General features: G+C 39.3%; 21 protein-coding genes. 14 read left to right on the top strand and 7 right to left on the bottom strand.

What is annotated here, in order from left to right:
* Positions 1 to 23 precede the first annotated feature (23 nt).
* Both BW142_RS06975 and BW142_RS06970 read right to left on the bottom strand, forming a co-directional pair.
* On the bottom strand, positions 24 to 524 hold the full coding sequence (locus tag BW142_RS06975) for a YgjP-like metallopeptidase domain-containing protein (protein ID WP_007586965.1): 501 nt from the start codon (positions 522 to 524) through the stop codon (positions 24 to 26).
* A gap of 24 nt (positions 525 to 548) precedes the next feature.
* Positions 549 to 1,397, bottom strand: a complete 849-nt coding sequence (locus BW142_RS06970; protein ID WP_076924506.1) for a DUF72 domain-containing protein — start codon at positions 1,395 to 1,397, stop codon at positions 549 to 551.
* Positions 1,398 to 1,644: 247 nt separating this feature from the next.
* On the opposite strand from BW142_RS06970, the gene aspS reads away from it, so the two are divergent.
* The 3 genes from aspS (at position 1,645) to BW142_RS06955 (ending at position 4,385) form a co-directional block, all read left to right on the top strand.
* Positions 1,645 to 3,423, top strand: coding sequence for an aspartate--tRNA ligase (aspS, locus tag BW142_RS06965; RefSeq protein WP_076924393.1), 1,779 nt, complete (start codon positions 1,645 to 1,647; stop codon positions 3,421 to 3,423).
* A gap of 118 nt (positions 3,424 to 3,541) precedes the next feature.
* Entirely contained in the window at positions 3,542 to 3,772 is a 231-nt protein-coding gene (locus BW142_RS06960; RefSeq protein WP_076924392.1) for a hypothetical protein, read from the top strand.
* Positions 3,773 to 3,788: 16 nt separating this feature from the next.
* Entirely contained in the window at positions 3,789 to 4,385 is a 597-nt protein-coding gene (locus tag BW142_RS06955; RefSeq protein ID WP_076924391.1) for a pentapeptide repeat-containing protein, read from the top strand.
* A gap of 72 nt (positions 4,386 to 4,457) precedes the next feature.
* Here the strand turns inward: BW142_RS06955 and BW142_RS06950 are convergent, their stop codons facing one another.
* On the bottom strand, positions 4,458 to 4,781 hold the full coding sequence (locus BW142_RS06950) for a hypothetical protein (RefSeq protein WP_010555318.1): 324 nt from the start codon (positions 4,779 to 4,781) through the stop codon (positions 4,458 to 4,460).
* A 129-nt stretch (positions 4,782 to 4,910) separates the two neighbouring features.
* On the opposite strand from BW142_RS06950, the gene BW142_RS06945 reads away from it, so the two are divergent.
* On the top strand, positions 4,911 to 5,663 hold the full coding sequence (locus tag BW142_RS06945) for an alpha/beta hydrolase (protein ID WP_076924390.1): 753 nt from the start codon (positions 4,911 to 4,913) through the stop codon (positions 5,661 to 5,663).
* A 58-nt stretch (positions 5,664 to 5,721) separates the two neighbouring features.
* Here the strand turns inward: BW142_RS06945 and BW142_RS06940 are convergent, their stop codons facing one another.
* A complete protein-coding gene (locus tag BW142_RS06940; protein ID WP_076924389.1) occupies positions 5,722 to 6,924 on the bottom strand; it encodes a bifunctional alpha/beta hydrolase/OsmC family protein in 1,203 nt (400 codons plus the stop codon).
* A 266-nt stretch (positions 6,925 to 7,190) separates the two neighbouring features.
* Here BW142_RS06940 and BW142_RS06935 point away from each other — a divergent pair, with 266 nt between their 5' ends.
* Both BW142_RS06935 and BW142_RS06930 read left to right on the top strand, forming a co-directional pair.
* A complete protein-coding gene (locus BW142_RS06935) occupies positions 7,191 to 8,030 on the top strand; it encodes a 2OG-Fe(II) oxygenase family protein (RefSeq protein ID WP_024599825.1) in 840 nt (279 codons plus the stop codon).
* Between the two features lie 200 nt (positions 8,031 to 8,230).
* Positions 8,231 to 9,625 carry a DEAD/DEAH box helicase gene (locus BW142_RS06930; RefSeq protein ID WP_008172585.1) on the top strand — a complete coding sequence of 465 codons (1,395 nt, stop codon included), beginning with the start codon at positions 8,231 to 8,233 and terminating at the stop codon, positions 9,623 to 9,625.
* A 126-nt stretch (positions 9,626 to 9,751) separates the two neighbouring features.
* Here BW142_RS06930 and BW142_RS06925 read toward each other — a convergent pair whose 3' ends face one another.
* Both BW142_RS06925 and BW142_RS06920 read right to left on the bottom strand, forming a co-directional pair.
* Positions 9,752 to 10,495 (bottom strand): DUF3307 domain-containing protein, encoded by a 744-nt coding sequence (locus BW142_RS06925; RefSeq protein ID WP_076924388.1) that lies wholly within the window; start codon positions 10,493 to 10,495, stop codon positions 9,752 to 9,754.
* Complete coding sequence (locus BW142_RS06920; RefSeq protein WP_024599823.1) at positions 10,495 to 11,118, bottom strand: hypothetical protein; 624 nt, start codon at positions 11,116 to 11,118, stop codon at positions 10,495 to 10,497. Before BW142_RS06920 ends, BW142_RS06925 begins: the two co-directional genes overlap by 1 nt.
* Before the next feature lie 137 nt (positions 11,119 to 11,255).
* Between BW142_RS06920 and BW142_RS06915 the strand changes: the two genes are divergently transcribed.
* The 8 genes from BW142_RS06915 (at position 11,256) to BW142_RS06880 (ending at position 18,756) form a co-directional block, all read left to right on the top strand.
* Complete coding sequence (locus BW142_RS06915) at positions 11,256 to 11,759, top strand: NYN domain-containing protein (protein WP_024594121.1); 504 nt, start codon at positions 11,256 to 11,258, stop codon at positions 11,757 to 11,759.
* Positions 11,760 to 11,932: 173 nt separating this feature from the next.
* Positions 11,933 to 12,853 (top strand): NAD(+) diphosphatase, encoded by a 921-nt coding sequence (gene nudC, locus BW142_RS06910; RefSeq protein ID WP_076924505.1) that lies wholly within the window; start codon positions 11,933 to 11,935, stop codon positions 12,851 to 12,853.
* 9 nt (positions 12,854 to 12,862) lie between these two features.
* On the top strand, positions 12,863 to 14,044 hold the full coding sequence (locus BW142_RS06905; RefSeq protein ID WP_024599821.1) for a cystathionine beta-lyase: 1,182 nt from the start codon (positions 12,863 to 12,865) through the stop codon (positions 14,042 to 14,044).
* Between the two features lie 143 nt (positions 14,045 to 14,187).
* Positions 14,188 to 15,015, top strand: coding sequence for an ABC transporter permease subunit (locus BW142_RS06900; RefSeq protein WP_076924387.1), 828 nt, complete (start codon positions 14,188 to 14,190; stop codon positions 15,013 to 15,015).
* Complete coding sequence (locus tag BW142_RS06895; RefSeq protein ID WP_076924386.1) at positions 15,012 to 15,920, top strand: ABC transporter ATP-binding protein; 909 nt, start codon at positions 15,012 to 15,014, stop codon at positions 15,918 to 15,920. The genes BW142_RS06900 and BW142_RS06895 overlap by 4 nt, the downstream gene beginning before the upstream one ends.
* Positions 15,920 to 16,294: a PH domain-containing protein gene (locus BW142_RS06890; RefSeq protein WP_024599818.1), complete on the top strand. Its 375-nt coding sequence runs from the start codon at positions 15,920 to 15,922 to the stop codon at positions 16,292 to 16,294. The genes BW142_RS06895 and BW142_RS06890 overlap by 1 nt, the downstream gene beginning before the upstream one ends.
* A gap of 199 nt (positions 16,295 to 16,493) precedes the next feature.
* Positions 16,494 to 17,288 (top strand): putative porin, encoded by a 795-nt coding sequence (locus tag BW142_RS06885; protein WP_002962833.1) that lies wholly within the window; start codon positions 16,494 to 16,496, stop codon positions 17,286 to 17,288.
* Between the two features lie 664 nt (positions 17,289 to 17,952).
* A complete protein-coding gene (locus tag BW142_RS06880) occupies positions 17,953 to 18,756 on the top strand; it encodes a putative porin (RefSeq protein ID WP_076924385.1) in 804 nt (267 codons plus the stop codon).
* 67 nt (positions 18,757 to 18,823) lie between these two features.
* Here BW142_RS06880 and BW142_RS06875 read toward each other — a convergent pair whose 3' ends face one another.
* Positions 18,824 to 20,671 carry a M2 family metallopeptidase gene (locus BW142_RS06875; protein WP_076924384.1) on the bottom strand — a complete coding sequence of 616 codons (1,848 nt, stop codon included), beginning with the start codon at positions 20,669 to 20,671 and terminating at the stop codon, positions 18,824 to 18,826.
* Between the last annotated feature and the right edge of the window lie 127 nt (positions 20,672 to 20,798).

The raw sequence follows: 20,798 nt of genomic DNA, 5'->3' as shown, positions 1-20,798 counted from the left end.
TCAGTTAAACAACGGTAAAATCCTTATTTTAAATAAGGATTTTCTCCCATTGCGACGACCACACAAAAAATTCTTAAATCTAACTCTAGCTGGTGATAACTCGGCTCCATATGGCAGCAAAGTTGATAAAAGCCTTTGTTGTGATCTTTTTCTTTAAAGTGGGCGAGCTCATGTACCACTAACGCTTTTAATAATGGCTCGGGAGCGCGGAGTAAGTCGCTGTTTATCGCTAAATCGTGTTTGCGGGTTTTACCTTGCATTCGATAAGTATGTGTACCAAGTGCATTAGTAACCATGTCACCTTGCTTTTTAAATGCTGCACGACCAAATGGTGGCGCATTTTTTAAATACTGTTTTTTAAGCTCGGTTGCATAGCTATAAAGTAGTTTATCGCTAGTAATGGTATGTGCTTGCGGGTACTTTTTAAGTAAGTAGTCACATACCTTTTTGTTATTTATAAGGCTTAATACTTGCTCAACAATGTTAGCTGGGTAGCCGGTAAAGTAACGTGCGTATTCACTCATTATTATTTCTCTGTCGTTTTACTTTTAAAAAAGTGCTTGCTGGTGGGCTTCTTTTTCGCCAGTAAATAGGTTTAATGCTTTGTGATCATAACCAAGGTCCTTACAAAACTGGCGAGCTAATAACGGCGCTTCTCGGTTATCTGCTGTATGAAAAAACACATAAGGCGTTTTTCCTTCATCAAGCCATTGTTTTACTTTACTTAGCCACGGTTTATAAAAGGGTTTAAAGTCATTTTGTAAATCGGCTATTACAAAGCGCGCCATAGGCTCTGAGCCAGTAGCTATTGCATGTACCGGTAAGTGGGGCTTTTTTTGCTGTGCATCTATTAGCGCTTCGGTTGTTGGTTTTACGGCAAATAGGGCGCGAGTATCCATCGATATGCGATTTATGTTGTTTACCATTAATAACTGATTAAGTGCTATTTCGGCTTCACCCTTTTGAAAAAATGCAGTATGACGTACTTCTACACCGTAATTAACCTCTTTTGGTAATAGGCTAATAAATTGGGCGAGTTTGGGTAAGTCACCAGGACCAAATGCTTTAGGTAATTGCAGCATGATCTGCCCAGTTTTTTCTAAAATAGGGGAGAACAAGTTAAGCCAATCAGTAAGCTCGGTTTGAACATTAGTTAGGTGCAGCTCGTGGCTAAAGCGACGATTAAACTTAAAAGTAAATTTAAAATCGTCGGGAACGCTATTTGCCCAGCGCAACACGGTGCTTGGCGATGGATCGGCGTAAAAGCTGGTATTGCCTTCGACTGAATTAAAATGCTGAGCGTATTGGCTAAGCATATCGGCGTTTTTACATTGGCTTGAAAATAAATTGCCTTTCCATGCATTGCTCGACCACTGCGGGCATCCAATATATAACATACAAACTAGCGCCTTATTATAAAGTGGCGATAGTGTAGCAAATAACAAAACGAGCTGCTGTAAATTCAGGGGCAAAAGCGGCACACGCCCTAGCATCTTGATACTACTTGGGTATAATGCAGGGCTTAATTTGATTATTTTTAGATTGCTAGCGGCTTTATTTGTATTGTGGTGACCTGTTTTTTAAATCACACGCCTTAAAACAAATAACTTTAACCGTTTAAGCCTTTTATCTGACAGGAAAACTATGCGCTCTATATATTGCGGACAGCTAAATAAAACTCACGTAGATCAAGAAGTAGAACTATGTGGCTGGATCAACAAACGACGTGACCTTGGTGGACTTATCTTTGTCGATTTACGCGATAGAGAAGGTTTAGTACAAGTTGTATTCGATTCTGATATTGAAGAGTTAATGAGTTCGGCTAACACACTTCGCCAAGAATTTTGTGTTCAGTTAAAAGGTGTTGTTCGCGCACGCCCAGACAGCCAAGTAAATAAAGACATGGCAACAGGTGAAATTGAAATTTTAGGTAAAGAGCTTAATATTATTAACCGCTCAGAGCCATTACCACTTGATTTTAACCAAGTAAACTCAGAAGAGCGTCGTTTAAAATACCGTTACCTAGACCTACGTCGTCTAGAAATGAGTGACCGTATTAAATTACGTGCTAAAGCAAGCAGCTTTGTTCGTCGCTTTTTAGATGAAAACGGCTTTTTAGACATCGAAACACCTGTACTTACTAAAGCAACACCTGAAGGCGCGCGCGATTACTTAGTACCGAGTCGTGTTCATAAAGGTAGCTTTTACGCTTTACCACAGTCTCCACAGTTGTTTAAGCAATTGTTGATGATGTCGGGTTTTGACCGTTACTACCAAATTGTTAAATGTTTCCGTGATGAAGATTTACGCGCCGATCGCCAACCAGAATTTACCCAAATAGATATAGAAACCTCGTTCATGAGCTCTGATCAAGTACGTGGTATGACTGAAAAAATGATCCGCGAAATGTGGCAAACATTGCTAAACGTTGATTTAGGCGATTTTCCAATCATGCCTTACAGCGAGGCAATGAGCCTTTACGGTTCTGATAAGCCAGATTTACGTAACCCGATGAAATTAGTTGATGTTGCAGATTTAGTTAAAGACGTAGAGTTTAATGTTTTCTCAGGTCCGGCTAACGACGAAAAAGGTCGCGTTGCTGTGTTAACTGTACCGGGTGGCGCTAAGCTTTCTCGTAAACAACTTGACGATTACACTAAGTTTATTGGTATTTACGGCGCTAAAGGCATGGCGTGGATGAAAGTAAACGACCACACTGCAGGCGCTGAAGGTGTTCAATCGCCAGTGGCTAAGTTTTTAAGCGAAGACGTAATCACAAAATTACTTGAGCGTACTAATGCACAGTCTGGCGATATTATTTTATTCGGTGCCGATAAGCGCAACACAGTAAATGAAGCAATGGGCGCGCTACGCGTTAAGATTGGTGTTGATTTAGAAATCACTAACCTTAATAGCTGGGCACCACTTTGGGTTGTAGATTTCCCAATGTTTGAAGAAGATGACGAAGGCACATTACATGCTGTACATCATCCATTCACTGCACCAAAAGATATTACTGCAAGTGAGCTTGAAGCAAACCCAGCCGCTGCTATTTCAGACGCCTACGATATGGTATTAAACGGCTACGAAGTAGGTGGTGGTTCGGTACGTATTCATAATGCAGATATGCAAGAAACCGCATTTAGAATTTTAGGTATTAACGAGCAAGAGCAACAAGACAAGTTTGGTTTTTTACTTGATGCACTTAAATACGGCACACCACCACATGCTGGTTTAGCATTTGGCCTTGACCGTTTAGCAATGCTTTTATGTGGTACCGATAACATTCGTGACGTTATTGCTTTCCCTAAAACAACACAAGCGTCGTGTTTATTAACCAACGCGCCAAGTAAACCTAACCTTGATTCGTTAGCTGAGCTTGCAATTAGTGTTGTAGAAAAAGAAGTATCAAGCGAAGAGTAATTATTACTTAGCTTTTGAGCTGAATTTAAAAACCCTTAAGTTATATGCTTAAGGGTTTTTTTATGGTTAAATTTATAGCGGAGTGTGTTTTAAACGAACAGACGAAAAAGGAATTATTATGTCGATCAATGCAACCTTATTTGGTGAGTTTTTAGTTTTTATTATTGTGCTGTGTATTCCTATTTTTGCTGTAATTAGCTACAAAATAGGTAAGCGTAAAAGTACTATGCCGGGTGTTTTAGCTTTTGTGGGTGGCTGTTTAGCGCTATTTCCACTACTTGCTTTGATTTTTATTGCAGTGCTTGCGCTTAAAAAAGATTTACCTAAAAGTAATGGCTACACGGGTTAAATTTAATAGGTGAATTGTGTTGTTAAGTAATAATAACCAGTATTTTGATGAACAATTTAATGCTTTACAGTACGCAGAGCAATTAACTGAAAACTCTGAGTTTGAAGAGTGTATATTTATCGATTGCGACTTTTCAGATGGGCAGTTTAAAAATTGCCGATTTATAGAATGTAGTTTTAAAAACTGTAATTTATCGTCACTTAAATGGAACTACAGTTCGCTTGAAAATGTAAGTTTTAGCCACTGTAAATTAAATAGTTTGCAATGGGCTGATGTAGATTGGCCAGCGCTTAGTATTAACGCACCGGTGAGTTTTAATTATTGCGAGCTCAGTAATAGTTCTTTTTTTGAATTAACTCTCAAAGCCCTCAAACTAACACACTGCTTTGCCAAAAATGTTGATTTTAGACACGCTGATTTAAGCGGTAGTGAATTTACAGGAACAGATTTTCGCGATAGTGAGTTTTTTCAAACTAACTTAACAAAATGTGACTTTGTAGGTGCTACAGCGTTTAATATAGATTTGAATAATAATATGTTAGCGAATGCTAAGTTTGATCGCTTCGAAGCACTTAATCTGCTTACCAGCCTTGATATAGAGCTTTGTGATTAATTTAGTTTAATATGGTTACATACCTAGAAGCGACAGCTTAGCTGGGCTTCTAGATACTGCGTGACTGCGTAATTAACGGCTTGGGCCATTTTTATTACGTGCACTGGCAAGCTGTCTTGCGATTTCTAATAACGCTGGTGAAATATCTTCAGCGCCATCTTTAATTAGTTTTGTAACATCACCTGACGAAAACAAACCGTCACGCGGTGATTTAATACCTAACTCACGAACAAAATCCTTCGTTTTACCTGTGCTGCCTGTTTCAATAAACTTAAAAATAATACGTTCATTGTTGTTTTTAGCAGGTGCTTTTAGTGTTTCGATTTCGTCATGTATTGCAGTTAGTTTGTCTTCTAAAATTTCTATACGTTCTTGAATGCTATTGTATGATTTCATTTATTGGATCTTTTACTAAATATATTTAAACAATGGCGGCTATTATCGCATAGTTTGACAATAGAGAATGCAAAGCTATAAAGTAAAAGTTATTTTTAATTAAAAACAATAATTTATATAAATTTAAATATGCAAAAAACACTTAAAAAGCTTTTTATATTAAGCGCACTAGCTCTAAGCACATTAGTTATGAGCACAACAAGCTATGCAAATGACAACGTTATGACTGATAAAAGCCGTAATCGCGATATTCCTATCAATATTACATTGCCAGCTAATAATGCTAAGTGTACAGCGCAAGCAAAATGCCCTGTGGCGTTTATTAATGGGGGCTACGGTATTAGCCATAACGAATACACGTTTGCTAGTAATGTGTTTAATCAGCGCGGATACTTAACAGTAGCCGTTGCACATGAATTAAAAAGTGACCCTTACCTTAATCGTGAGCAACCTTACTTAACCACTCGCATGGAAAACTGGCACCGTGGCGTAGTAACGCTTAAGTTTTTAGTTAATGAGCTATCGAGTAAATACCCAGCGTACGACTTTACAAAGCTCGCCTTATTTGGGCATTCTAATGGCGGGGATATTTCGGCGTTATACGGCTCTATTTACCCTAATGAAGTAAGCCAAATTATTACTCTCGATCATCGCCGCATGTTGATCCCACGCAATAAAAACATTCGCGTACTTACGCTTCGTGGTAGTGATTACCCCGCTGATGCGAATGTGTTGTTAAACGATTCAGAGCTGGATAAGTTTCCTGTTACACAAATAATGATAGAAAAATCACGCCATAACGATATGTACGATGGCGGACCAATATGGCTGGTGGATAGAATGAGTAAAGAAGTAGAGGGATTTTTAGCTAGTAAAAATTAGGTTTATAAAAGTTAAATCATAGCGCAGTGTTAGCTGCGCTATATTACTTTTATGGTAGTTACTCTACCAATTCACTTACAATAACAGGATTGTTATGTAGTGTTTTATGCACAGGGCATTTGTCGGCTATTTCGAGTAAACGCTGGCGCTGCTCTTGTGTTAAATCACCGATTAAAGTGATTTTACGGGTAATGGCTTCTAGGTTACCGGTTTGCTCACAATCGTCGCAATCTTTGTTGTAATCTCGAGTGTGATCAAGTTCTACTTTGACATGCTCTAGCGCTAAGTTTTTACGTGTAGCGTACATGCGCAGTGTCATTGCTGTACAGGCACCAAGCCCCGCCAATAAGTGATGATACGGATCGGGGCCTAAGTTTTTACCGCCTACCTTTATTGGCTCATCGGCAAGCCAAGTATGATCTTTGGTGCTTACGTGCTGAGTAAATATATGATCTTTTTCTTCAACAAGTACATTGCCACCCGTTAGGCTTGCGGCGTATTTTGTTTTGTCATATTTAACGTAGCGATTAGCCCACGTTGCAATAATTTCTGCAGCGTAGTCGGCATCGTTTTTATTAGTAAGTAAGTGATCGGCGTTATCTAGGCTAATAAAACTTTTAGGATGCTTAGCTGATGCGTAAATTTTTTCGGCTTCGTTAATATTTACAGTTGCATCAATAGGGGAGTGCATTACTAATAATGCGCGCTTAAGCTTACTAATGTGGCTTTTATCGTACTTGGCTATATCGTCTATAAACTGTTTTTTAATGGTAAATTCGCGGCCTGCTAGGCTTACTTTTGCTTCGCCGGCTGCGTTAATTTCATCGAGATGTGCTTTAAAATTATGCGCTACGTGCTGCGCATCTGACGGTGCACCAATAGTTGTAATGGCCGATACTTCAGGAATGTGCTCAGCAGCAGCCAGTACCGCAGCGCCGCCTAAACTGTGGCCAATGAGTAATTGCGGCGCTGCAAAGTGCTTACGCAGATGATCAGCCGCTGAAACTAAATCTTGAATGTTCGATGAAAAGTTACTGTTAGCAAAGTCGCCATCGCTATTGCCTAAACCGGTAAAGTCAAAACGCAGTACAGCTATGCCTTGTTGCGTAAGTGCACGGCTTATACGTGTAGCTGCTGCTATGTCTTTTCCGCATGTGAAGCAGTGTGCAAATAGCGCGTAAAACTTAACGTCACCAGAGGGAAGTTCAAGTTGGCCGGCAAGTTCTAAATCGCCGCTTTTAAAAGATACTTTTTGTCGCATGGGGAGCCTTATTTACACAAATAAAATACATTATAGTAGTAGACCAGAGATTGTTACTAAACCTTGCAAATTCAACGTTTTTTTATAAGTTGATTTTGATCAAGCTAAGTGGCGGCGGCTATGCTTTGCGGACATATGTCCTTATGTTTTTAAGGTCATTTGTCTATCCTCGCATAGCGCTATAATGAAGGCTTTGCTACTTTATCTTAGCTATTTGCTACTATTGAAGCAGTTCACTTCTCACAACCTATTCACTGGAACGTACAATGCAATTACCTACTGTTGATTATAAAGCTCCCGATGCGGCTGCACAATTTGTTGAATCATTAAGAAATACTGGATTTGGCGTTTTAAAAAACCACCCAATCCCACAGTCTTTAGTTGAGTCTATTTACAAAAATTGGCAAGACTTTTTTAACTCAGAGCAAAAGCAGGACTTTTTATTCTCTAAAGAAACTCAAGACGGTTACTTTCCGCCTTCAGTATCTGAAGTAGCGAAAGGCTTTACAATAAAAGACATTAAAGAGTACTTCCATGTGTACCCTAAAGGTCGCGTTCCTGCAGAGCTTGAAGCTGATGTACGTGAATACTACCGTTTAGCAAGTGAATTTGCTGGTACTTTACTAAGCTGGGTGCAGGCTGAATCTCCAGCTGATGTACGTGCTAAGTTTTCGATTGATTTAAAAGACATGATTGCCGGTTCTGAGCAAACATTGTTACGTATTTTACATTATCCGCCAATGACAGGTGATGAAGAGCCAGGTGCTATTCGCGCAGCAGCTCACGGCGATATTAATTTATTGACTGTATTGCCAGCTTCTAATGAGCCTGGTTTACAAGTTCAAAAAACAGATGGCGGTTGGTTAGACGTGCCATGTGATTTTGGCAGCTTAATTATTAATATTGGCGACATGCTACAAGAAGCGTCGGGCGGGTATTTCCCATCGACAATTCACCGTGTAATTAACCCAACGGGCAAAGCATCTACTAAATCGCGTATATCACTGCCGTTATTTTTACACCCGCATCCAGATGTTGTGCTTTCAGAGCGCTACACGGCAGATAGCTACTTGCAAGAACGCCTGCGCGAGTTAGGTGTTAAGTAACTCTTATACTTAGAGTAATTAAGTATAAATATAAAACGGCTTATGGCCGTTTTTTGCATTTTTAAGCAACTTGGTCACAGGTTTAATTTTATTAAGCTATGCTCAATTGCTCGCAACGTAAATAATGGCATGCATTCTTAGCTACTACAGGTATAATGCGCGCAACTGGCTAATGTAGCCTAATTTAAAAGAGAGTTTATATGAGTTTTGAAGGTTTAGGTTTATCACAGTCTTTGGTTAATGCGGTTTTAGAAAAGGGCTATGAAACGCCAACGCCGATTCAGGCTCAAGCAATTCCTGCAATTATTGAACGCCGTGATGTTATGGCGGCAGCGCAAACGGGTACTGGTAAAACAGCAGGTTTTACATTACCACTTATTGAACGTTTGTCTTCTGGCCCTAAAGCTAAAAGTAACCACGTACGTGCACTTATTTTAACGCCTACACGTGAGCTTGCTTTGCAAGTAAGCGAAAACGTTGAAGAGTACGCTAAGCATTCGGATGTGAGCTCGTTTGTAGTTTACGGTGGCGTTAAAATTAACCCACAAATGCAGCGCCTTCGTAAAGGTGTTGATATTTTAGTAGCAACGCCGGGTCGTTTAATTGATTTACATAATCAAAATGCCGTTAAATTTGATAGCGTTGAAGTGCTTGTACTCGATGAAGCTGACCGCATGTTAGACATGGGCTTTATTCACGACATTAAACGCTTAATTGCTAAAATGCCTGCTAAACGTCAAAACTTGATGTTTTCAGCTACATTTTCAGATGAAATTCGCGCATTAGCAAAAGGGTTAATTAATGACCCAGTTGAAATTTCAGTTGCTGCAAAAAATACCACAGCTAAGAGTGTTACTCAGTGCGTTTACGCGGTAGATAAAACACGTAAAACAGCATTGCTAAGCCACTTGATTCGCACTAACGATTGGCAACAAGTATTAGTGTTTAGCCGTACAAAGCACGGTGCTAACCGTTTAGTTAAACAACTAGAGCGCGATGATATTGTAGGCGCGGCTATTCACGGTAATAAATCACAAGGCGCACGTGTTAAAGCACTTGATGGTTTTAAAAGTGGTGAAGTACGCGTACTAGTAGCAACAGACATTGTTGCACGTGGTTTAGACATTGTTGAATTACCGCATGTTGTTAACTACGACTTACCAAACGTATATGAAGATTACGTTCACCGTATTGGCCGTACAGGCCGTGCTGGTGCATCGGGTCATGCAATTTCGTTTGTAACAACAGAAGATGCTGTTGATTTATACGGTATTGAACGCTTTATTGGTGAGCTTATACCGCGTGCTGAAGAGGACGGTTTTGAGCCTATTAACCCAGTAGCAGAGCGCGCATTAGATGCTCGCCCACTGCCAGCTAAAAAACCTAAGAAAAAGCAGCCTTTTAATAAGCCTAAATCTGATAGCAGCAAGCCTAACAGTAAAAAGCCGAACAATGGTGGTAATGGTACCGGCCCACGCCGAGGTGGTTCTAAAAAGCCAGCAGCTAAAACAGATGACAGCGCGCAAAACCCATGGGCAAAGCGTGAATCTGTTGGCGGTAATGGCCAACGCCGCCGTCGCACAAATAACGATTAATCATTATTAAAGATTATATTGGCGTTTAATTAATTTAGAATTTAGTTAAGTGCTGATACAAAAAAACGCGCTCCCTTCTTTTGAATAAATAGAAGTAGCGCGTTTTTTATTGCCTGTAATGTGTTATTAGCTGATTAAATAGTTAACACCTAAACCTACAAATAAAGTCACACTTACGCTAAGTAGTGTACCGAGCATAACGTACTCGGTAAGTTTTTTATCTTTACTGGCACTTAAATCGCCAAACCTAAATACCGATTTTGCGGCAAGTAAAAAGCCGAGCCCTGCAAATTGGTCAAGCAATATAAAGCTCAGCATAAGTACGCGCTCCAACATACCAATGCTTTGCCCTGCAAGCACTAAGCTACCAGTACTTGAAAAGTTACTTGTTAAACGCTCTAACATCATTCTTATAAATACGGCGCTAGGACTCAAAATAATTAAATAACCGCATACCACCCACAGTATTTTGGGATCAGTGAGCATATTATTAATTGCAGCCATAAAGCTACTGTTATCAGTTAGCCAAATACTGAGCGCAATAATAACGAGTATGTGCGCTATTTGATCAAGTAAAAAAGGTACCACGCCTTTATTAGAATACGATTTAGCTATATCAATAAGATAATGGCTCACCATAATGCTTGCCGTTGCAATTAAAACACTGCTTAGTTGCTGCCAGCCAAATGTGTATTCCCACACGGTAACGATGAGTGCACTTGTTACACCATGCACGAGTACATGAAAATAAAGCTTAGTGGCTTTAAAGTGACGAGTGTTTCTCTCGTTTACCCAACTCATAGGTTGCCAGTAAAAGTCAGCGAGTAAGTGGCCAATAATAAGTGCGACCAGTAAAAGTGAAAACGCCATTATTCACCTCCTTTAATTATATTTTTTATAACGTGCTGTGTGTGCTTAATGAAGCGCTCTATAAGTTGGTAATGCGCTAAATTTAGTAGTTTTGTTACATTTTCGCGACTTGTTTTAAGCTCTTTAGCTAGTGCCGCATGGCTGTTGTCTGATGATGTTAAATAGACATACAGGGCATTTGCTTGTTTTTGTGTGATTTTAGTGAGCAATACGTCAGCAAAGGCTAAATTAAGATTTAAGCTTTCATCGAGCTGCTGCTCATTAATATTAAAAACAAAGCGTTGATTGCTTATTTTATCAAGGGCTTGCCCCGAAAGGGTAAAAGCAGAGCCGGTTGCTGTTTTTATATCGCTGCGTGGGTTATCTATTTGCCCAAGCGCTAGGCTTTGGCGTAGCTCATAACCTGATGATTTAAGGTGTAAATACACTAGTATAGCGTTTTTAAAAAGATACTCAGGGTTATTAACTTGTAACTGAAAGGCATCGCCTCGGTATATATTCCAAAGGGTTTGCTCACCCGAAATATTTCGCAAACTTTGCTCTAGTTGGTAAAGCATGGCATCGTATTGCTGCTTAGGGATGGTTTGCGATTTAATAATATCGCCGCTGATCACACCAATCATAAAAATCTCAAAATGGTTACTTTTTAATATGTAACCAATATTGGTTACATAAGGGTAAGTAACTAATTTAGGTTACTTAAATATAAATTGCAAGGTACACTTATTTTAATTGCTATTAATCCTCATTAGGACACTAAATGACTTTACAAAACGAGCAGCAAAGCACGAAACCACGAGTCGGTATTTTTGTTGATGTGCAAAATATTTATTACACGTGCCGCGAGAGTTACGGAAAAAACTTTGACTACAATGCGTTTTGGCGGGTAATGCAAGCGCAATACAATATTGAATGTGCTTTTGCGTATGCTATTTATCGAGGGGATGAAAAGCAAAATCAGTTTCAGAATATTTTGCGTGCGATTGGTTTTGACGTAAAGCTAAAGCCATTTATTCAACGTCGTGATGGAAGTGCTAAAGGCGATTGGGATGTAGGCATAACAATAGACATGTTAGAGCAGGGTAAAAATCTTGATAAGGTTATTTTGCTCTCTGGCGATGGTGACTTTGCCTTGTTACTTGGGCATTTAAAAAATCAATATAATGTACCGTGCGATGTTTACGGTGCTGATCGGTTAACCGCTGAGGTATTAAAACAAAGCGCTGAGCAATTTCATTTAATTGATAATACTTTGCTACTTTAATAGAAAAAATAGTTAAAAAAATGCAAGCTAAGTGCCTGCAACATGAGAGATTTTAATACAAAGCCGTAATAGATGAATTAAGCCTTATATAGGCTTTTTTTATTACTGTAATCAATTGGGTTTGCTAAATGATTATGGTAATTTTAAAGCATAACGAGTTACCAAGGACTTACATGCTTCATTACAGCAACATGCCACTAGATAGAGGCTCAAATTTTCGTAAAGACCCATCGTGGCTTAAAGCGCAAATGTCGGCGCAAAGTAAATGGGTTTTAGTTAAAAATAATCAAACCTTATTTATTAAAGATACCCCTAAAGTAAGCTATTTAACGTATCAACAAGTGGCACATTTAGATTTAACGAGTGCTATTTTTGTTGGTTTAAATAATGCTAAACATGGTGTGTTTGCATTGGATGTTTCTGATCTGGATGAAAGCGTACTTTCGCCTTTAATAGAGGGCGCTCAGTTTTTTGATATTCGCCAATATGGGCCTCAAGTAACCATTAAATATGCCTCAATAGCGGCCCTTGCGAGAGGGTTATGTTATTGGCATGCCACGCACCGTTTTTGTGGGCGCTGTGGTAGTAAAAATCGTTCAGTGGAAGCCGGGCATTCTCGTGTATGTGAAAACGAAAACTGTAAGCATCCTACATTCCCACGCACCGATCCTGCGGTAATTATGGTGGTTACTAAAGTCTTTGCTGATGGAGTAGAACGCTGCTTGTTAGGTCGCCAAGCTGCGTGGCCTATCGGTATGTATTCGTCGCTTGCTGGATTTGTAGACCCAGGGGAGACACTAGAACAAGCTGTTGCACGTGAAGTTAAAGAAGAGGCAGGTATAGAGGTTGATAATGTACGTTATGTAGCATCTCAGCCTTGGCCGTTCCCATCGTCAATTATGCTTGGTTTTTTTGCAGAGGCGACATCTGAGGAAATTAACGTAGATAAAGAAGAGCTAGACGATGCAAAATGGTTTAGTCGTGAAGACTTAGAGCAATTTGGTAATTGGCACGAAGAAGGGGAGCATTTAAAGCTGCCTAGAACCGACTCTATCTCTCGTTATTTAATTGAGCATTGGCGCACAAACCCTTAAGGATTAACAATGTCGAGTAAAAGTAATAAAAACACTCAGCTGGTATCATCAGGGCGCAAAAAAGCCTATACACATGGCGTAGTAAACCCCGTTGTACAACGGGCATCTACCATTGTATTTGATACTGTAGCCGATTTAAAAGAAGCGGCTAAAACCCGTGGCGATAAAACGTTATTTTATGGGCGCCGGGGAACAACAACACACTTTGCGCTGCAAGAAGCGATTACAGAACTTGAGGGCGGCGAAGGGTGTGCATTATACCCTTGTGGCGCGGCGGCGATCAGCCAAGTATTTTTATCGTTTTTAAAAACCGGTGATCATATTTTAATGGTTGATAACGTGTACGAACCAACTCGCGATTTTTGCGATAAAATTTTAGTGGGGCTGGGCATTACAACAACCTATTACCCGCCAACCATTGGCGCAGGTATTAAAGATTACATTCAGCCAAATACTAAAGTGTTGTTTTTAGAGTCTCCAGGTTCTATTACGATGGAAGTGCAAGATGTGCCCGCTATGGTAAAAGTAGCCAATGAGCACAACGTAATGACCATGCTTGATAATACCTACGGTAACGGCTTGCATTATCGCCCGCTAGAGCACGGTGTTGATATTAGTATTCAGGCTGCAACAAAGTACATTGTTGGCCATTCAGACGTAATGATGGGTGTGGCTGTTGCTAATAAAAAGTACTGGCCAACCTTGCGCGAAAACTCGTACTTACTAGGGCAATGTACCAGTGCCGATGATGCGTATTTAGCGCTTAGAGGCCTGCGTACAATGGGTGTGCGTTTAAATCAACATGAAAAAGCAGCAATAGAAGTAGCTAAATGGCTTGAACAACATGAGCTTGTTGATCATATTCGCCACCCTGCATTTGAAACCTGCCCAGGGCATGAGTTTTTTAAACGTGATTTTGATGGCAGTAATGGGTTGTTTTCATTTGTGATGAAAACCGGTAATCAAAAAGCGATTGATGCATTTTTAGATAACCTTGAGCATATTAAAATGGGCTTTTCGTGGGGCGGTTTTGAAAGTTTAGTAACCGCTAATTTAACTATGAAAGGGCTACGTTCAAATACAGGTTGGGATTTAGGCCCGGTTATTCGCCTGCATATTGGCCTTGAAGATGTTGAAGATTTAATTAGCGATTTAAGCCAAGCACTTGAGGTTTATAAGCAGCATTTATAATTTATATCGCAATTTATGCTGTTACATTTAAATGTATTGTTACAAAGCTCACCATAGGTGGGCTTTTTTTTGCTGGTAATTCAAGGTGTTTACACTTAGTGTGGATAAATACACAGAAAATAAAAAGTCATTAAGGATAGTCAATGGCAACACCATTACCGATAAACGTAGGGCGATTAACGCAAATAGCGGGATTTGAGCTTGTACGTATGTTTTTAACTAAACGTGGACTTATTGCATTAGCTGCCTTTGCATTGGTGTGGCTAATCATACTGCGCTACCCAATAGGACAAGCAGTAGGTATTGTAAGTGCGCCCGATTTTGAGCAAATAGCCCGTGATATATCAGGTTCTATTGGTTTAAGTAAGTTATTAGATTGGCCTGAGGCCGAATTTGCTATGTACTGGTTAATAGCCCTGTATAGCTTTCCCGTTTTTGGTTTATTTATTTGTAGCGATCAAACAGTAGGCGACAGAGAGCGTGGCACACTGAGGTTTTTATCACTGCGCTCCACTCGCTTTGAAATACTGTTTGGCCGTTTTTTAGGGCAGCTAGCGGTATTAGCCTGCTTAGTGGGCATTACTCTTGTGGCTACGCTCGCTGTAGTAGGGTTTAGAGAGCCAAGTTTACTGGCTGGTGGTTTTGCCCGTGCACTTTCTATATTTTTAATATTAGTGATTACTCTGTGCCCATTTGTAGCACTTATGACGTTAATAAATACTTTTGCTCGCTCATCGCGCTTATCTATTGTATTGGCAATTTTATATTTTGCAGCAGGCGGTATTGTAGTTGGTATATTGCAATGGCAAATACCCGCATTAGGCTTGCTTGATTATTTATTTCCGGGTGTGCAAATAGAGTTATTAGCGGGGCAAAATTTACCATTATTAAGCGCTGTTGCTATTCCCCTTGTACAAACAGCGGTGCTACTAAGTGTTGCTCAACGTATTTTTGCAAGGAGCTCACTATGAGACCATTAATTACAGCTAGCGGTTTGAGTAAATCGTATGGTGCAAAACTTGCGCTTAATAATGTGGACTTTGAAATTAACAAAGGCGCGCCAGTGGCGCTTGTTGGGCCAAATGGTGCGGGTAAAACTACCTTATTTAGTTTGTTGTGCGGTTATATAGCGCCAAGTAAAGGCAGCCTTGAAATATTAGAGCATAAACCTGGTAGTGCTGCTTTATTTAATAAAGTAAGTGCATTACCGCAAGATGCACAACTTGACCCTCGTTTTAATATAGATAAGCAACTCGCCTTTTATGCAAAACTACAAGGTATGGGGGCAAAGCAAAGTCAAACTGAGGCGCTACGTGTACTTGATTTAGTTGGCTTAAAAGAAATTGCAAAGCAGCGTGCAGGGGACTTATCGCACGGTATGCGCAAGCGCGTTACGATAGCGCAAGCACTTATTGGCGCGCCACAAATTGTAATGCTTGATGAAGCAACCGCAGGGCTTGATCCGATTCATGCCAGAGAAGTACGTGAGCTAGTATCTGAATTAAGTGAGCAGGCTACATTTATTTTAAGCTCTCACGATTTAACTGAGCTTGAGCGACTATGCTCACAGGTACTTCATTTAGATAAAGGCGTACTAAGCGAGCACCAAACAAAAACTAATAATACCGATAAACACTTTTATACATTAATGCTAAGCGAGGCTTATCAAAATGTTGAGCAACAGCTTCAAGCAATTGCAGGGGTGAGTCGGGTGTATATGAGCCAACATAAAGAATATGTAGTTGAGTATCAGCCAACGAGCGATCCACTTGATATTGCACTGCTGAGTTTTTGTCATCAGCACAATTGGAAGTACAGGCAGTTAGTTAATGGTCACACATTAGAGAATCAAATATTTAAACAGGAGAAAGTATAATGGGTTTACTTAGCGGACTTATGGGTAATGCAAGCGAAGTTGACGATTCTGATTTAGAGAAAATCCTCGCCAATACATTAATTGACGGCGAGCAAGTAGAAAAGGCATATAAAGTAGTACGTGATATGTTTATTTTTACTAATAAGCGTTTAATCTTAATTGATAAGCAAGGTATGACCGGTTCTAAAATGGAAATGGTGAGTGTTGCTTACTCTAAAATTACCAAGTTTAGTAAAGAAAGCGCAGGTCATTTTGACTTAGATGCCGAGCTAAAAATATGGGTTGGCTCAGATCCAACACCAATTAGTAAAGAGTTTAAGTCTGGCGATAATATTAACGATGTTTACCGTATTATTAGCCAACACGCGCTTTAATACGGTACATGTTTTAAGTAGTTGTTGACTAGATGTTGCAACTACTTTAATTTTACAGTTTACAACACTTCCTTACAATTAACTTAATAAATACAACTGGTTAGTTAAGTTTTCATTCAGTTTCCTAACGTTAGCATGTGCCTCGACTTTAGCAATACAGCTAGAGCATAAAAAGCAATGTACATAGGGAAGTCTTACAATGAAAAAATTAGCAGTTATTATTTCGAGCATTTTATTATCTAGCACTGCGGCTGCTGCAGACAGCTATAATTCAATTAGTAACCTAAGCTACAAAAATAGCGATAACAACGATACTGTTGCTGTAGATTCTATTTACTATTTATCTCCTAAAAAAACTTTAGGCCCGTACGATCAGTTTGAATACATCAATAAACAAACTAACGTATATGGTGGCTACGCTGATGACGACTTTGGCGATTTAACATCAGTTGGTGGTGAATACTTCATTAATGAATTTGTTGTTGGCGCATCTTACGAAAACCTAGACCCAGATTCAGGTTCTAACAGTGAGCTTTATAAACTGACGGGTGGTTACTTTTTCAACCCTGATTTACTTGCAAAAGTAACACTAGTTGAAAATAAAGACGGCGATGATTACGCATTATTTGATTTAGCTTACAACTACATGCTAAACAGCACTGATTACGTAGGTGTTACACTTACATCAGACGACGATTTTGATTACCGTGCAGTGGCTGCTAAATACTTTATTGATTTGCAGCAAGGTAACTACCTAACATTTGAAGGTAAATACGAAAGTATTGATGATGCAGAAAACCAATGGGTAGCAGAAACTAACTACTACTTCTCAAAAGCAACATCTGTATTTGCTAACTACAATAAGCAAGATACTTATAGCTTTGGTGCTCAACACTTCATCAATAAAAATATTGGTGTAAAGGTGGGTTACGAAAACAACGCTGATGATTCTGACAACGATGCGTACTTTGCTAACATGCGTTTTCAGTTTTAATTAAGTCCCGTACTTAGTTAATACAAAAGTAATATTAAAAAGCCCGCTAAATTTAGCGGGCTTTGTCGTTTTTAAACGTTTGAGCTTTCAACTATAAACTTTTACCAGCCATAATTACGGCCTTTATCATGCTCATCTAAATAACTCCTTTAAGTTATAAATAGAGTCGCCATGAATGGCTAAATTGTTATTAAAGCCATTAAGTGCAGTCGATGATAATAGCTATAAAATAGTAAGAATTGGAGTTGTTTTTGCTAGTAAACAATAGTTATTGGAAAAAACAGATAAAAATATGCACTGATACAAACCTATTTTTCATTATAAATACAGAAAAAATGAATTAAACAGAGTAATTTTTTTGAGAAATTAAAAAAAATTAGTGAGAGGAAATTATATTGATGAGGTTTATCGAATAATTCAGTTGTGTTCGATTTAGCGACAGTTTGTACCGTATTTGTTACTTTTTGAATTTAAATGATGACATGATATTGTCTTGTAGATTTAATGGATACTTTGTATTTACATTTGCATGTAAATTATTACAACTCCATTGGTTTTAATTTGACCTTTCGTTCAGTTTTTGTTCATTTTTCTGGCGTTAGGATGCGCCCCGACTTTGGCTAGACAGCTGAGGCATTAAAGTAATATTTATAGGGAATTTAAAATGAAAAAATTAGCCGTTATCATTTCGAGCATTTTATTATCAAGCGCTGCAACCACTGCAATAGCCGCAGATACTTACCAATCAATTAGCCATGTAGGATATGTGGACGTAGATGGTGATGACACATTAAGTGTTGACTCAACGTATTATTTTTCTCCAAAAGCGACTTTAGGTCCTTACGATCAATTTGAATACATCAATAAGCAAACAAATGTTTATGGTGCATACAGTGATAATGATTTTGTAGATGTTACTAGCGTTGGCGGTGAGTATTTTGTAGAAGATTTTGTATTAGGTGCACAGTACAATAATTTCGATAGTGATTTTGGCTCAAGCACGGATGTAATTGAACTTTCAGCTGGTTACTTCTTTAACCCAAACCTTGTATTAAAAGCAACGTTTGTTGATGTAGAAGATGCTGACAATCAATTTGTGTTTGACTTAGCGTATAACCACCAGTTAAACAGCACTGATTATATCGGCTTTACAGTAACAGCAGATGATGAGTTTGATTACCGTGCAGTAGCAGCTAAGTACTTTGTTGATTTACAGCAAGGTAACTACTTGACTGTTGAAGGTAAATTTGAAGATGTTGATGGCGATTCAAGTAACTGGGAATTAGCATCTAACTACTATTTCAGCAAAGCAACATCAGTTTTTGTTACAGTTAATAAAAATGATGATTACACTCTTGGTGCTCAACACTTTTTCAACAACAATGTTGGTTTAGAAGCAGGTTACGGCAATAACTGGGATGATTCTGATTATGATGCCTACTTTGCAAATGTAAGCTTACAGTTCTAATTTAACAGAAAATTAGAATATGAATAAAAAGCCCGCTCATTTGAGCGGGCTTTTTGTTCAGCGCTATTTACCAGCCGCAGTTGCGGCCTTCGTTTTGTTTATCTAAATAAGTTTGTAATGGTGCAAAGTAATCGAGCATTGCTGTTGCATCCATTTGCGGCTTACCTGTTACAGTTTCAAGCGCTTCTTGCCAAGGGCGAGACGAACCCATTTCAAGCATAGCGTTTAGCTTATCCCCTGCTTCTTTTGAGTTATAAATAGAGCAGCGATGAATGGCTTTATCGTTACCGGCAATTTCACATAAGCTGCGATGAAACTCAAATTGTAAAATATGCGCTAAAAAGTAACGTGTATAAGGCGTGTTACCCGGAACGTGGTACTTAGCACCCGGATCAAAATCATTTTCGCTACGTGCGATAGGAGCTTGCACTCCTTGGTACTTTTCACGTAGTTCCCACCATGCTTTATTGTAATTTTCTGGTGCTACTTCCCCTGAAAATACCTGCCAGCGCCACTGATCAACCATTAAGCTAAACGGCACAAAGGCGACTTTATCAAGTGCCATTTTCATTAATAAACCAATATCTTTAGATTCATCAGGAACTTGTTCAAGTAAGCCGATTTCTTTTAAGTAACCCGGTGTAACCGATAAGGCAATGGTGTCTCCAATGGCTTCATGAAAACCATCGTTTGCACTTTCTTGATAAAATAAAGGCTGCTTGTTGTATGCGCGTTGATAAAAGTTATGACCTAGTTCATGATGAATAACTGAAAACTCTTCGCCTGTGCGCTGAATACACATTTTAATGCGTAAATCGTCTTTGCTATCGATATTCCATGCTGATGCATGACACTGCACATCTCTGTCTTTTGGTTTAACAAACAGTGAACGCTCGTAAAATGTCTCTGGTAGTGCGTCAAAACCCATTGAGGTAAAAAAGTTTTCAGCCCCTTTTACCATTTTAAGTTCGTCGTAATTATTTTGAGCTAATAACTCGGTTACGTCGTAACCCGGATCGGCGTTTTCTGGTGCAACTACATCGTAAATATTACCCCATGCTTGCGCCCACATATTACCAAGTAAGTGCGCTGGAATAGGTTGGTCTTGCGGTACTTTGTCGGTGCCGTACTTTTCACCTAACTTTGCGCGAACATGGCAGTGTAGCGAGTTATACAGCGGTTTAACTTGGCCCCAAATACGGTCAAGCTCGGTGGTGAAGTCATCAGCAGGCATATCGTATTTACTGCGCCACATAGCGCCCGTATCGGCATAACCAAGCTCTTTTGCACCTTCGTTGGTTAGTACTACTTGTTGCTCGTAAAGTGAGCGCATAGGTTTTGATATTTGACGCCAGCCTTGCCATAAATCAAGTAGTTCGTTGTAATCTCGGCTGGTGGCCATTTTTGAAGTCATGTCGCCAAGGCTTAAACAGCTGCCGTCTTCTTTACAGTATTTACCTTTACCGTATAGGCCGCCAAGCTCTGCGACAATTTGTGAAAGTCGTGCTGTTTTATCAGCGTCTTGTGGGGCAGGAAGTGTAAGTGCGAGTTTTAGTTTATCAAGCTTACGGCGAGCATCGTAATCAAGCTCTAGTTCGTCGTATTTTGCAGCTTCATTTGCTAAACGCACGACTGTTTCGGTCATTTTACGGTTAACTTCAGCCGATAGAGCCGACGTATCATGAGTAATAAAGTTTGCGTAAATCCATTCTGCACGGCTCGATTCTAAATAAAGTGCACTTAGTTCTTTTTCTGTGTTTGTTATAAATGTTTTTGCACCTTTAGCTGTTACAGCTTTTTTAGTGTGTGCTGAATCGGTAGTGTCTATCGTTACTTCTGCATCGCAGGCCGTTAAAGCAAGAGTACTTGCTACCATTAAGGCGCTCATACTTAGTTTAAATCGAAAGGGGGTCATGCTATTCCTTTAATTTATTGTTATTAAAACGTTGATAATAGCAGTGATGTTTAAAACAATAAAATGGATGCGTTAAGGCTCACGACTCGTCGTGCAATGATTGTATTTAAATTAAGATGGGTCATAA

It is taken from the genome of Pseudoalteromonas sp. EB27 (assembly GCF_001974875.1).
In the GTDB taxonomy this organism is placed as follows: Bacteria; Pseudomonadota; Gammaproteobacteria; order Enterobacterales; family Alteromonadaceae; genus Pseudoalteromonas.
This window is presented reverse-complemented; position numbering and strand designations above follow the sequence as displayed.